At 70.0% G+C, this 13,747-nt stretch carries 9 protein-coding genes and 3 pseudogenes; 8 read left to right on the forward strand and 4 right to left on the reverse strand.

Annotated elements, in window-relative coordinates; genetic code table 11:
- Positions 1-230 (reverse strand): annotated as a pseudogene (locus AB0H12_RS34375) (alpha/beta hydrolase); the annotation flags it as partial.
- Between the two features lie 973 nt (positions 231-1,203).
- Here AB0H12_RS34375 and AB0H12_RS34380 point away from each other — a divergent pair.
- From AB0H12_RS34380 to AB0H12_RS34400, 5 genes are all read left to right on the forward strand, one after another.
- Entirely contained in the window at positions 1,204-2,652 is a 1,449-nt protein-coding gene (locus AB0H12_RS34380; protein WP_499628573.1) for an RICIN domain-containing protein, read from the forward strand.
- Between the two features lie 130 nt (positions 2,653-2,782).
- Positions 2,783-3,829, forward strand: coding sequence for a rhamnogalacturonan acetylesterase (locus AB0H12_RS34385; protein WP_499628574.1), 1,047 nt, complete (start codon positions 2,783-2,785; stop codon positions 3,827-3,829).
- Between the two features lie 47 nt (positions 3,830-3,876).
- Positions 3,877-4,722, forward strand: coding sequence for an SGNH/GDSL hydrolase family protein (locus tag AB0H12_RS34390; protein ID WP_499628575.1), 846 nt, complete (start codon positions 3,877-3,879; stop codon positions 4,720-4,722).
- Positions 4,723-5,287: 565 nt separating this feature from the next.
- Entirely contained in the window at positions 5,288-7,315 is a 2,028-nt protein-coding gene (locus AB0H12_RS34395; RefSeq protein ID WP_499628576.1) for a family 43 glycosylhydrolase, read from the forward strand.
- A gap of 8 nt (positions 7,316-7,323) precedes the next feature.
- Complete coding sequence (locus AB0H12_RS34400; protein ID WP_499628577.1) at positions 7,324-9,255, forward strand: glycosyl hydrolase 53 family protein; 1,932 nt, start codon at positions 7,324-7,326, stop codon at positions 9,253-9,255.
- Positions 9,256-9,330: 75 nt separating this feature from the next.
- On the opposite strand, the pseudogene AB0H12_RS34405 reads toward AB0H12_RS34400, so the two are convergent.
- Positions 9,331-10,143, reverse strand: a pseudogene (locus AB0H12_RS34405) (helix-turn-helix transcriptional regulator); the annotation flags it as partial.
- 54 nt (positions 10,144-10,197) lie between these two features.
- On the opposite strand from AB0H12_RS34405, the pseudogene AB0H12_RS34410 reads away from it, so the two are divergent.
- Positions 10,198-10,977: pseudogene (locus AB0H12_RS34410) on the forward strand (SDR family NAD(P)-dependent oxidoreductase).
- A 7-nt stretch (positions 10,978-10,984) separates the two neighbouring features.
- On the opposite strand, the gene AB0H12_RS34415 reads toward AB0H12_RS34410, so the two are convergent.
- Positions 10,985-11,464: a macro domain-containing protein gene (locus AB0H12_RS34415; RefSeq protein WP_499628578.1), complete on the reverse strand. Its 480-nt coding sequence runs from the start codon at positions 11,462-11,464 to the stop codon at positions 10,985-10,987.
- Positions 11,465-11,629: 165 nt separating this feature from the next.
- Here AB0H12_RS34415 and AB0H12_RS34420 point away from each other — a divergent pair, with 165 nt between their 5' ends.
- Positions 11,630-11,779, forward strand: coding sequence for a hypothetical protein (locus AB0H12_RS34420; RefSeq protein ID WP_499628579.1), 150 nt, complete (start codon positions 11,630-11,632; stop codon positions 11,777-11,779).
- Positions 11,780-12,130: 351 nt separating this feature from the next.
- Positions 12,131-13,321, forward strand: a complete 1,191-nt coding sequence (locus AB0H12_RS34425) for a putative glycoside hydrolase family 15 protein (protein ID WP_499628580.1) — start codon at positions 12,131-12,133, stop codon at positions 13,319-13,321.
- A gap of 119 nt (positions 13,322-13,440) precedes the next feature.
- Here AB0H12_RS34425 and AB0H12_RS34430 read toward each other — a convergent pair whose 3' ends face one another.
- Positions 13,441-13,602, reverse strand: coding sequence for a hypothetical protein (locus AB0H12_RS34430; protein WP_499628581.1), 162 nt, complete (start codon positions 13,600-13,602; stop codon positions 13,441-13,443).
- Positions 13,603-13,747 lie beyond the last annotated feature (145 nt).

Here is a 13,747-nt window from a genome sequence, read left to right on the forward strand (position 1 = left end):
GGGTTGCCGCCGGCGGTGCCGGTGGCGGGGTAGTAGACGTAGGTGGTGCAGGGGCGGCTGCCGCGGGTCCAGTTGTACCTGCGCACGCCGACCGCGAACGGCGTGGTCGGCGCCGTGGCCATCGGGCCGACGGGAGCGGCGAGCGCCTGACCCACGCCGAGCAGGCCCAAGCCGACGCCCGCCGCTCCGGCCGCGCTCACGCTGAGGAATGTCCGTCGTCGCATGGTCATGGATGACTCCTTGGTGCAGGGGTGGTTGTGGGAGTTGGAACGGCGGCGTCCGCGGTGTCACCCGGTGGCGAAGCTCGGGTGGGCGGCTGGTCGTGGACGGTCTGCCAGGCGACGGCCGGTCGGTCGCGCACCGTCCACAGAGACCGTCGTTGATTTGCGCACGGCAGATCTTCCGTTCGTCGGAGGGTGCTTCCCGCGGCGGCGGACTGTGGATGGCAGGGGCGACAGCGGGTGCGGCGGTCGCGCAGCGACAGGGTGCTGTGAACGTGCACAGTAGCTGGCCGTGTCACGTATGTAAACACGTCAACTTTGTTGGCACTACAGGGCTATCGCGTCAGAAACCACTGTGCACGTTCCCGGTCGATCGCCCGTCTGGCGGTGCATCGCTGGTGCGAACGGCGGCTTCTTGTCGAACATTCGACGAAAGCCGCGACAGGGGAGTGCCCGGTCGTGCATGGACCGATCAACTTGCGTCGGTCGGTGCTCTGTCCACAGTGTCCCTCGGGTGGCGGGACCTGGGGCGGCACAGGCGGTTCGTGACGCCCCGGAGTCGAGGTGGCCGCCGTGCTGGACCGTTCGGGCGATGCCCGGAACGCGAGCGAAACTTTTTCGCGAAGGTTGTTGACACCAGGGTGGCGGCGTTCGTACCGTCGCGGTCGGACCGGTATGCGACCACGACCTGGATAGCGCTTTCCGCACGAGGCGTCCGGGCCGTCGTGCTATCTCCGCATATCGGCTCGTCGAGTGCGAACCTGATTGCCCACGAGCGCGGGTGACGGCCGTCTCGGAAAAGGTGTACACCGCGGCGTCGAATATTCGACGGAGCGGTCCCATACGAGATGCGGCCATTGACGGCCACGCGAAATCGACGCGACTATCGGACTGGAAATGTCCTCTCATCCCGGCGGCTCCGCCGCTGTGCCAACTCCAGGTGAAAGGCACGTACATGACATTGTCGTCATGCGGTGCGGTCGTGAGGTCCGTGCTGGTGGGCGCGGTCGCGGCGCTCGCGCTCGCACCGGCCGCGCCGTCGGCCCAGGCCGCCACGGTCGACACCACGGCCACGTACGCGGTCGTCGCCCGCCACAGCGGCAAGGCGATGCAGGTCCAGTCGACGGCGGACGGGGGCGCCGTGGTGCAGGCGACCAGGACCGACTCGTCCGCGCAGCAGTTCCAGTTCGTCGACTCCGGCGGCGGGTACTACCGGCTCAAGTCGCGCCACAGCGGCAAGGTGGTGGACATCGCCTCCTCGTCGACGGCCAACGGCGCCGAGGTGGTGCAGTGGACCGACCGCGACGCCGCCAACCAGCAGTTCAGCCTCGTCGACACCGACGGCGGCCACGTCCGGTTCGTCAACCGCAACAGCGGCAAGGCGCTGGACGTGTGGGAGCGCTCGACCGCCGACGGCGCGCGCGTCTCGCAGTACGACATCAACTCGGGCGCCAACCAGCAGTGGCAGCTCGTCCGCCTGGGCGGCGGCACGCCGGGGGGCACGGGCGCGCCGACCGACCCGAACGTCAAGTACTTCGGCCGGTGGAACACCACCGACCCCACCGCGTACGTCTCGGAGTGGGCGGGCGCCTACGTGACCGTCGGGTTCACCGGGCGCACGGTGCAGCTCAAGCAGCGCAACGCGATCGACTTCTTCGTCAGCATCGACGGCGGACCGGACGTCTCCTACGTCAACCGCAGCGGCACGGTGAACCTCACTCCCACGCCACTGGCGGCGGGCAACCACACGCTGCGCGTGTCCTACCGGCCGATCGCCGGCTCCTACCGGGGTGACGCGGTCTACCGGGGCATCCAGCTGGACGCGGGCGCCACGACGTTCGCCCCGCCCGTCCCCGCGAAGCTGATCGAGTTCGTGGGCGACTCCATCACCGTGGGCCAGCAGTCGTCCAAGCAGGCGTTGACCGCCTACGGCTGGCTGGTCGGCGAGCGGCTCGGCGCGGGCCACACGCAGATCGCGGTGGGCGGGGCGTGCCTGGTGTCGGCGGCGGACGGGTGCATCGGCATGAGCGACAGGTTCCTGCGCACCGGTCTGCAGGCCAACGCGTCCAACTGGGACTTCTCGCGGTACCGCGCCGACGCCGTGGTGATCAACCTGGGCACCAACGACGTCGGCCACAACGTCACCAAGGAGCAGTTCCAGAGCGCCTACGTCACCCTGATCCAGCGGGCCCGGCAGAAGTACCCGAACGCCACGGTCCTGGCGCTGCAGACCTTCCGGAAGCGCTTCATCCCCGAGACGCAGGCCGCCGTGCGCATCGTCAACGACCCGAAGGTGAGGTTCGTCGACACCACGGGCTGGATCGTGGAGGCCACCGACACCACGGACAACGTGCACCCGAACGACCAGGGCCACCGCAAGATCGCGGACCGGTTGGCGCCGATCCTGTCCTCGGCCCTCTCGACCGGCTGAGCCGGCGCTCCGGTCACCCCTGCCCGCTCCACGTCCGGGGCTGCCTCCTGTCCCGGACGTGGAGCGGCCTCCGGCGCGCCCGCGCCCCCTCCCGCAGACCTGCGGTCGAACCGCAGCAAGGAGCACACCCATGCCCACCCTGTCCGCCGTCCTCCGCTCGGCGCTCGCCGTGACCGTCGCGTCGGGCGCGCTCACCGCCCTCGGCGCCGCTCCGGCGGGCGCCGCCCCGGCCAACTGCTCCGGCACCGGCCCGGTCACCTGCCGCTACGACGTCGCCCCCGGGCACTACGACGTGACCGTGCGGCTGGGCAGTCCCACCCGTGCGGCCAACACCGGCATCACCGCCGAGGCCCGCCGCCGGGTGCTCGCCGCCGTGGACACCGGCGCCGGTCAGCTCGTCGACCGGGTCCTCACCGTCAACGTGCGCAATCCCGAAGGCCAGCCGACCGGTCAAGGAGGCACCGGCACGCCGGGGTTGACCCTCGTGTTCGACGGTCGCGCCCCGGCGGTCGAGGCCATCACGGTCAGGCAGGTGAGGCCGCCGGCGTTGTTCCTGGTCGGCGACTCGACCGTGTGCGACCAGCCCGTCGCCCCCTACGCCGGCTGGGGCCAGGCGCTGCCCGCGCGCCTGCGCGAGGGCTTGTCGGTGGCGAACTACGCCGACTCCGGCGAGAGCTCAGGTTCGGTGCTGTCCAACTCGGCGCTGTTCCCCGCGGTGCGGTCGCAGACCCGGGCGGGCGACACGGTCGTGATCCAGGTCGGCCACAACGACAAGCAGACCTCGGCCACCGCGTTCCGCGACAACCTCACCCGCATGGTGCGCGACGTCCGCGCGGCGGGCGGCGCACCCGTGCTGGTCACGCCGCCGGTCCGCAGGTTGTTCGACTCGTCCGGTCGCCTCACCGGCACCGCTTGGCACATCAACGGGGTCGGCGTGAACCTGCCCGCCGAGATGAAGACCGTCGCACGGTCGCAGGGCACGCCGCTGATCGACCTGACCGCGATGTCCGCCTCCCTCGTCCAGCAACTCGGCGTCACCGCGTCCCAGAACCTCTTCCTGACCCGGGAAAAGGGCGATAACACCCATTTCTCGGAATACGGCGCGGCCACCATGGCGAACCTGGTGCTGAACGAGGCCGTCCGGCTGGGCGTCATCCGCTCGACGCAGGTCCGCTGACGTCGCGAATTCCGTCGTAACGACATGGAGGATCAATGAGGATCTCGATGAGGAACAGGTGCCTCGCGGTCACGGCGGCGGTGTGCGCGGCGATGGCGGTCGTGGTGGCGCCGGCGCAGGCCGCGCCCGCGCCCGCGCACTGCGCCGCACCGCAGGCCGCCGGTCCGGGGACCGCCGCCGCGCCGTTCAAGGTGTGGTTGGCCGGTGACTCCACCATGGCCAACGGCAACAGCACGTGCCCGGTCGGCTGGGGTCGGGAGTTCGACCGGCTGTTCAACGACGACGTCACCGTCGTCAACAACGCCGTCGGCGGGCGGAGCATCCAGACCTGGCTGTACGAGTCGAACGTCAAGAGCACCAAGGACGCCGCCGGCGAATGCGTGGTCAGCCCCCGCACTTACGCCTCGCGCTGGGCGAACATGCTCTCGTCCAACGGCATGCAGGCCGGCGACTGGCTGATCATCCAGTTCGGCATCAACGATGGCGACCGCAACTGCCCGCGCCACGTCGGCACCGCGCGCTACCGCGAGCTGATGGCGACCATGGGCCGCGAAGCCAAGGCGCGCGGGGTGAAGCCCATCTACGTCACGCCCGTCTCGGCGATCCGCTGCTCCGGTTCGACCGCGGTGGCCACCCGCGGATTCGTCAACGAGACCATCGCCCAGGGCCAGGCCGACCAGGTGCCGGTCATCGACCTGCACAAGCGCAGCATCGCGCTGTACAACACGTTGCGCCTGTGCCCCAACAACGGCGACTACAGCCAAGGCGCGGTCGGGGCCTTCTTCTGCAACGACCACACCCACTTCGAAGCCGCCGGGGCCGCGCGCATCGCGGAGACCGTCGCCAAGGCACTGAGGGAACAGGGCATCGGCCTGGCATCCTCCCTGCGCTAGCGAGGAGGGCCTCCGCCTTGCCGATCACGACACCTGCCTGACCTCGTGGAAACGTTTACCCAACGTGATCGCGAGGTCGGGCAGGGCAGTCGGGCGGCAACACCGCTCGCTGACGGGACTTTCGGCTTGAGGTGCTGTTGACAGCCTAGGGCGATCCTCTAAGCTGAGGCGACAGGTGTAAACGTTTTAACTCCTGATCGGCGTCAACTGTGCACGTTCACAGGTATCGGGCCCCCGAGCCTGGGAAATGATCTGTCTTACCGGCTTGATGTGGGGTGGCGGTCACCGGGCAGCTGTGCACGTTCACAGTCCTCGCCCCGGCTCGCCCGTGAGGACTCCAGAGCTCCCTCAACGTGTGACGCCACAAGGCATTCAAGGAGGCACCAAGATGACCCGAACACCACGCACATCCTGGAGGCGGCGGGCGCTACTCGTCGCGGCACTGTTGTTCGTGTCGGTTCTGGCACCGCGGTCGGTAGCGGCGGCGGCGCCGCTCGTCGCCGGGGTCGCTCCGGTCGCGGTGGTTCCCCCGGCCGCGCAGGACGCTCCGGGTGTGGAGGACGCGGTGGATGATCCGCATGGTCTCGGGAAGACGGTGGCCGATTACCGGACGCGTGTTCCGGTGGAGTACACCGCGGAGTCGTGGGGGCCGTTCGCGAAGGCGTTGTCGGTGGCGGACGAGGTGGCGGGGAGTGCCTCGGCGGGTGCGGTGGAGGCCGCGGCGGCGAAGACGGCCCTGGTCACCGCGGCCGGTGGGTTGGTGGCCGCGGACGAGGGCACGTTCCAGACGGTCACGAACAACACGTTCTGGAACGACACGGCCGGTAATCCGATCTACTCGCAGGGTGGTGGGGTGTTCAGGTTCGGTGACACGTATTACTGGTACGGGGTGCATTACCGCGGTGCGGAGAGCTATCGGGCGGACCCGACGCGGAAGTACGACGGCGAGGTGTCGTTCGTGTCGATCCCGGTGTATTCGTCCAGGGACTTGGTGAACTGGAAGTTCGAGAACCGGGTGGCGACGCGTTCGACCGCGATCCACAACGGGAACACGATGGCGTCGACGGGGTGGGTCGGGCGGTTGGGGGTCGTGTACAACGAGAACACGGGCAAGTACGTGCTGGCGACGCAGGCCTATGTCGGAGGGGCGCACGGGGTGCTGCTCCTGCAGGGCAACACTCCTACCAGTCCGTTCGCCTACGGCTACTTCCAGGGTCAGGTGGTCAACTCGCCGACGACGGGCACGGGTGACCAGACGGTGTTCACCGACGAGGACGGCAGGGACTACCCGGTCTTCTCCAACCGTGAGGGACGTTCCCGCGGCTTCGTGTCCAGGTTCCGGGAGTCCGATTCGCTGCGGATCGAGCCGGGTGTGGAGATCCGTCGTGGTGAGGGTCGTGAGGGCAACGCGATGTTCAAGCTCGACGGGAGGTATTACCACGCGGCCTCGGCCCTGCACGGTTGGAACACCTCGGTCAACTACGTCAACGAGTCGACCGGCGGGGACATCCAGGGTTCCTATTCGGGTGAGTTCGTTCTGGCCGGTACCGAGATGGACTACAGCCACGTCACCCAGACGGGGTTCTTCGTGACCGTGAAGGGGAGCAGGCAGACCACGGTGATCTACGCGGGTGACCGCTGGGCGGACTTCGCGTGGAACGGCATCGGTTACAACCAGTGGGTGCCGATCACGAAGGCCGGTGCGAGGCCCCGGTTCCACTCGGTGAGCCAGTGGCAGTTCAACGTCACGACCGGGGAGTGGCGTGTCGGGCCGGACAACAACTACATCCTCAACCCCGACTTCCAGGCGGACCGGATCATCGTCTCCGGTGTGCGGGGGTGGCGGAACCTCGGCGGTTCGGTGAGCAACGTCAACGGTGGTGTGAACGGGTCTCGTTTCGCTCTGCAGGTGGGTGACAGCGGTGGTGTCGAGCAGCGGATCGAGTCGGTGCCCGCGGGGACATACACGCTGTCCTCGCACGCCCGGGGCGGTGCCGGGCAGGTCGTGATCACCGGCGTCGACGGCGGCCAACGGACCCTGGCCATCCCGTCGTCGAGCGGTTGGGCCAAGCGCGGGCTCGCCGGCATCGCGCTTCCGGGCGGGGCCGCGACGGTCACCGTGCGGGCGTCGGGTTCGGGTGGCGTGGTCGTCGACCAGCTCTCGCTGGTCAGGACCGACGGTGCGCCGCCGACGGGGCGGCGTTACGAGGCGGAGACGGCGCCGGCGGTGTGTCAGGGCACGATCGACTCGAACCAGGCCGGTTTCTCCGGCACCGGGTTCTGCAACGGCACCGCGGCCGTGGGCGCCTACGCCCAGTTCACCGTCGACGCCGCGCAGGCGGGCCCGGCGGCGTTGGCGGTCCGGTTCGCCAACGGTCACAGCACCGGCGCTCCGCGCCCGGCGAACCTGGTGGTGAACGGGTCCACGGTCGGCACGGTGTCGTTCGAGTCCACCGGTTCCTGGACGACCTGGTCCACCAAGATCCTCACCGCCTCGCTGAACGCGGGCAGCAACACCATCCGGCTGGAGCCCACCACCGCGGGCGGCCTGGCCAACATCGACTACCTCGACGTGGGAGTCCCGACCGCATGAGCATGAACATGAGAACCAAGCGCCCGACCCGCGTCCTCGCCGGTCTGACGACGCTGTCCACCCTGGTGGCCGCGGGGCTGGTCGCGGGTGCCGCGCCGGCCGGCGCGATCTTCGGAACCGCGGACATCAAGCCGATCGAGAGCAACATCGCCGCCAAGCCGTGGTCCTCGGCGACGGCGGGCAGCGGCTCGTCGACCGCCGGGCTGGCCATCGACGGCGACCCGACCACCGCCTGGCGCCCCGATCGACCGGGCGCCCGGCAGTGGCTCACCGTCGATCTCGGTGGCACTTATGACAACCTGCGCAAGGTCAAGGTGGTGTTCCCCGAGCGCGGCGCGGCCCACCGGTACGTCGTCGAGTCCTCGTCGGACGGTCGCCGGTGGCGGACGATCGCCGACCGGTCCCACAACCGGGCCGTGTCGCGGGGAGAGGTGCACCTGTTCACCCGGCCGGGGACGCGGTTCGTCCGGCTGACGTTCACCGGTGGGGCCGGCCGCGCCGAGGTCGGTGTCAGCGAGCTCCAGGTCTTCAACTACCTGCGCGACGACCTCGTCCTCGGCGCCGACCTGTCCTGGGTGGACGACCACCAGTCCCGGGAGTACTGGGTCGACCCACTGGCCGCCGACCGGGGCGCCGGGCCGCACCAGTTGGACGTGGTCAAGGACCGCGGCATGCAGCACGCCCGGCTGCGGGTGTGGAACGAGCCGCGCAGCGAGAGCACCGGTCAGCCGACCGCGGTGCCGCGCCAGGGTCCGCAGCGCACGCTGACGTCGGCGCAGTGGATCAAGCAGCGCGGGATGGGCCTCGGCATCGACTACCACTACGCGGACTCGTGGGCGGACCCGGCCAAGCAGCCGAAGCCGCGCGCCTGGGCCGAGTTGGGGTTCGGGGACCTGAACCGGGCGGTGTACGACTTCACCGCCGATCACCTGCGTCAGCTGGTCCGGCAGGGCACGACGCCGGACAAGGTCGCCGTCGGCAACGAGATCATCAACGGGTTCATGTACGGCAGCGAGGCGGCGCTCATCGGCACGACGGATCCGAAGTACTTCGTCGACCAGGCCGACGTCTACCAGTCCCAGCCCGGCGGTGGGCTGCTGTGGCGGTACTGGGGCTCGACCGACCCGGCCGAGCAGAAGCTCTACGACGAGGCCTGGGACCGGTTCACGACCCTGGCGGCCTCCGGGATCAAGGCGGTCCGCGACGCGTCGCCGACATCGAAGGTCGAGATCCACGTGATCGTCGGCAAGGACCGGCTCGCCAAGACCATGGAGTTCTGGCACCAGTTCCTCACCAGGGTGAAGGCCAAGGGCCAGGACCCCGACGTGCTGGCCATCTCCTACTACTCGGAGTGGCACGGCACGCCCGAGGCGCTGGACGTCAACCTGCACACCATGGCCACGACGTACCCCGGGTACGAGATCGACATCGCCGAAACCGCGTACCCCGCCTCCGGCGGCGACGGCTCGCCGATGCCCAACTCGCCGTTCCCCCGCACGATCCAGGGGCAGGCGGACGCCATCCAGCGGGTGTTCCAGGCCGCCAACGACGTGGTCGACAACAAGGGCGCCGGCGTGCTGGTGTGGGAGCCGGCCGGCTTCCAGACGATGTTCCGGGCCGTGCCTGGACTGGCGAACACGTGGGAGCCGCACGCGTCCATCAACGTCTTCAACGCCAGTCGCGCCAAGCACATCCTCCAGGACACCGTCCACACAGCCACTCCGGTGGGCGCCGCACCGAAACTGCCCGCCACCGTCCAGGTGCTCACCACCGCCGACAACAAGATCACCGCTATCCCCGTCCGCTGGCAACCGTTGCCGCCCGGCGCCACCGACAAGCCGGGTGAGGTGACGGTCACCGGCATGACCGCCCGAGGACCGGTCACGGCGGTCGTCGACGTCCTGCCGCGACGCGGCGACCACGACGTGTCGGACTCGTAGCCCCCGCCGATCGAGGAGTGCCCTCCAGGGACCGCCTGGAGGGCACTCCTCGTGATCAGGTGACGTCGGCGGCCCGGTGAAGCTCCCGGCCCCCAGCACGTCCAGCAGGGCCAACGCCTCGGCGTCCCGGGATTCCCGCGGCGCGCTGTAGAGCACGAGTTGCTGGTCGCGGTCGACGAGGGTGAGCGAGTCGCAGTCGACGGTGATCTCACCGACGACCGGGTGGCGGAAGGTCTTCGTGAGCACCGGCGACGCCTGCACGTCGTGCCGCTCCCAGAGCCGGGTGAACTCCGGGGCGGCGTCGCGCAGTTCGTCGACGAGATCGGTCACGGCGGGGTCGGACGGGTACCAGGCAAGGGTGGCCCACAGCTCCATGACGACGTGCTGGCGGAACTCCGCGACGTCGGAGATCCCGTACAGCGGGGACTCGGCGTGCGCCGGGGCCAGGAACGCCCGGCGCGCGAGATTGCGGCCCTTTGGCGTGAGGCCGGCGAAGTCCTCCATGAGCGCCGCCGCGAGATCGTTCCACGCGAGCACTTCGAACGTCGCGGACACGACGAGAGCGGCGGTCTGCGGCAGGCGTTCCAGGAGCGCGAGGATGTTCGGGCGGACGTCGCGCCGGTGCAGCCCGGTCCGGCTCGGCGCGGTGCCCGCGAGGACGTGGAGGTGGTCGGACTCGGCGCCGGCGAGCCGCAACGCGCCCGCGATCCCGGTCAGGACCTCGGCCGACGGGCGAGGCGCGCGGCCCTGCTCGAGCCGGACGTAGTACTCGGTGGAGATGTGCGCGAGGACGGCGACCTCCTCGCGGCGCAGACCCGGTGTCCGGCGTCGCGGGCCCGGGGGGAGGCCGACGTCCTCCGGTCGGAGCCGCTCGCGGCGGCTGCGGATCCTGGTACAGCCTGTGCCTGCCTCCGGTCGGGTGGCCGGCCGGACGCTGTCCTCATGACCAACGACAGCGCACCCACCGGCCTGCTCACCGGCAAGGTCGTCTTCATCACCGGCGCCAGCCGCGGCATCGGGGAGGCCGCGGCCCGCCTCTTCGCCCACGAGGGCGCCGCCGTCGTGCTCGCCGCCCGCGGTGCGGACGCCCTCCGTCGAATCGTCACCGAGGTCCGCGCGGACGGCGGCGTCGCGGATGCCGTGGCGATGGACCTCGCCGATCGCGCGAGCATCCGCGCGGCCGTCGACCGCGTCGAGGAGCTGCACGGACGGCTCGACGGCGCGTTCAACAACGGCGCGACGATCCAGCAGCCCGGTCCGCTCGACTCGACGAGCGACGAGGACGTCGACGTGCAGTTCGCGGTGAACTTCCGGGCGCACTGGACCGCGATGACGGCCGAGGCCGCGCTGATGCGCCGCAGCGGCGGCTGAGCGATCGTCAACACCTCCAGCATCGGCAGTCGACGTGCGAACCCGGAGCTCCCCGCGTACGGCGCGATGAAGCGCGCGCTCAACAGCATCACCGAGACCGCGGCCGTGACCTGGGGTCGTCAGGGCATCCGGGTCAACGGGATCACGCCGGGCGGCACCGCGACGGAGATGATCGCCGAGTGGGAGGCGGCGACCCCCGGCGTCATCGAGCGCCTCACCCCGACGATCCCGCTCGGTCGGATGGCGGAGCCCCGCGAGGTCGCCGAGGTGGCCGCGTGGCTGCTCAGCGATCGGGCGTCGATGGTGACCGGCGCGATCGTGCCGGTCGACGGCGGCTCGGGCGTCGCCTGACGGGCCGTCACGCCCGGTCGTAGACGGTGACGGGGATGTCGCGGCTGGTGAGTTCGCTGACGACGAGTGGTTCGACGCGGTCCCACCGGCCTCCGGCCAGGCCGGTGCCGATGCGGGGCAGGTGGACGCCGGCGGTGAGCCGGGCGGCGTGCGCGGCGAGGTCGCGCAGGCACTGGCGCACCGCGTCGTAGCGGATCGGAGGCCCGGAGCTGCGGCTGGTCTTGAGGCCGTGCTGGCCGACCATGTTGGCGACCCAGAGGTCGGGCGCGACCTGGACGAGCTGGGTGGCGCCGAGCGCGAAGTCGTTGTGCGCCCGCTCGCGGTGCCAGCGGCGGTAGGCGGCTTCAGGCTCCGGCCAGCGCTTCGAGATCGCCAGGACGAAGCCCTTGCCCCACCCGCCCCGGTTGTTGCAGAGGTGGGCGATGATCTTGGGGCCCTTGGCCTGAGGGCTGGTCGCGTCACCGGTCAGGTAGCGGATCCCCGTCATGGTCGGGGACCATATCCGGGCCCACCGACAACATCACAGGCTGTTTTCCGCGGGACGCCGGGCATCCCCCCGACCAGGCGGTGCGCCGACCGTTCCCAGGCGTGTCCGCCGGTCGCTCGTGGCGGCCGTGGGATGCTGGAAGCGGCAACGCATCCGGGGGTGGGCATGGCGTCGAAGCGCAGGGGCGGTGTCGCTCCGTACGTGGCGCTGCTGGTGGCCGTGATCATTTTCGTGCCGGCGGCCCGGGACTTCGTCGCCGACCTGGTGGGACCGTTGGTCGACCTGCTCAAGGACGCCAACCCGTTCGGCGGGTGACACGGGTTCGGCATGATCCTTTCCCAGTTGACCGAAATAGTTGCGACCAATGGAGATGAACTATTTCACGCGTGATGTGACGCCCGTTACTTGACCTGCCCGATGTGGAGCGGTTTAACTGCGGTCGCGATTCGCCTACCGGCTGGTAGGCGATCTTCGCGCTACCGATACGAGGCGGGTGCGCCCCATTCCCCGTTGTGCCCGACATTGTTGTCGTGATCGACATCGGGGTGCCGCCTGCCGTAATCCGGGGAGTCCGGCATGTCCCTGCCCCATCGCCATGAACGCGTCCGACACCGGCTTGCGCGCCGCGGCCGGGCCCGCATACTGCTACCGATCGTGGCCGGTGTCATGACGGCGACGCTGATCGCGCCGTCCAGTCCGACCAGTGCCGCGGAGGAGCCGGTCGCGGGCGGAGGTGGCGCGGTGCAGTCCTTCTGGCTGCACATGAACTCCACACCCGTCTCCGACGAGGTGCTGGCCACCGAGGCGCGCCGACGCGCCTACATCGTGCTCAACGCCTGGGAAGGCGCGCTGATCCCCAAGCTGAAGGCGGCGAACCCGGCCCTCCAGGTGTTCGTCTACAAGGACTTGTCGTCCACGCGCTCGTACGCGTGCCGTGACGGGGTGGACGACGCGCAGTTGCCGACCGGTGTCGGGTATTGCCAGGCGGAAAAGGACCACCCCGAGTGGTTCCTGCTCGACCCGAACGGCCGCCGGTTCGAGTACGGCGGCTATTCCGGCCACTGGCAGATGGACGTCGGCAACACCGCCTACCAGGCCGCGTGGGCGGCCAACGTGATCGAGAGCAGCACCGCGTCCGGATTCGACGGCGTGTTCATGGACAACGCGCTGTTCCCCTGCGACGCCTATCACGACGGCGTGTGCCCGGCGAAGTACCCGACCGACGCGGCATTGCAGGACGCGTACAAGTCGATGTTGGCGAACACCCGCGACGACTTCGTCGCCGCCGGCTTGAAGACGGTCGCGAACCTGTCCAACGCCCGGTTGCACGCGGGCGCCTGGGACGCCTACACCGAGCACCTCGACGGCGGCTTCGACGAGTGGTGGCTGACGTTCGGCGACACCAACCTGCTCTCGGAGTACCCCGAGGGGTGGAGCAGGCAGGTCGCCGAGATCGCCTCGAACGAGGCCAGGGGCAAGATCACCTGGGTGCAGCCGCACCACACCGAAGGCGCGGACCGGCCGTACCGGTTCGCCCTGGCCAGCTACCTCTTGGCCGCCGGGGACCGGGCCGCGATCGCGAGCATCGACCAGACCGACGGCTACGGCGACGCCTCGCCGTGGCGCGCCGAGTACGACTGGGACCTCGGCACGCCGTCCGGGCCCTACAAGTCCGTCGGCACGAACGTCTTCGTCCGCGACTTCACGTGCGGCACGGTCGTGGTCAACGCCAACCGCACCGACAGCCGGTCCGTCACCGTGCCCCTGGACGGCGGGCACGTCAACGAGCGCGGCACGTCGGTCACCGAGGTCTCGCTGGCCGGCACATCCGGCGCCGTCCTGCGCAGGACCTGCTGACGGGAGGTCGCCCGTCGATCGGCGGTGCGACCCCGCGGCGGAGCGATTCGCCGCCGGTCAGGTCGTGCGCCGCCCGGGCGCGCGAGGTCGATCGCGACCGACGGTCGCGACCACTCCGGTCATCGGGCGAGGAGATCAGGGCGGACCCGTGCTCGCGGGCGTGGCGATCGGCGCCGTACTTCGGCGCAACCGACGATCGCCACGCCCGCGAGCAGCGGGAGGACCATGGCCCCCTCGACCGCCAGCGCGCACGTGAGCGCGATCCACAGCAGCAGTCTCATGACGGAGAGGTTAGGGAGACGCCGGTCACACCCGCACCTGATTTGGGCAAGACTTGAGGTAATGCCGCCCGTTCGTGCAGTCCGCTCCCGGTCACGACGAGGCGACGAACCGACCGACCTGATCATTTTGTCGGACCCCCTCGCT

This window comes from Actinosynnema sp. NPDC023794 (genome assembly GCF_040639675.1).
GTDB lineage: Bacteria > Actinomycetota > Actinomycetes > Mycobacteriales > Pseudonocardiaceae > Actinosynnema > Actinosynnema luteola.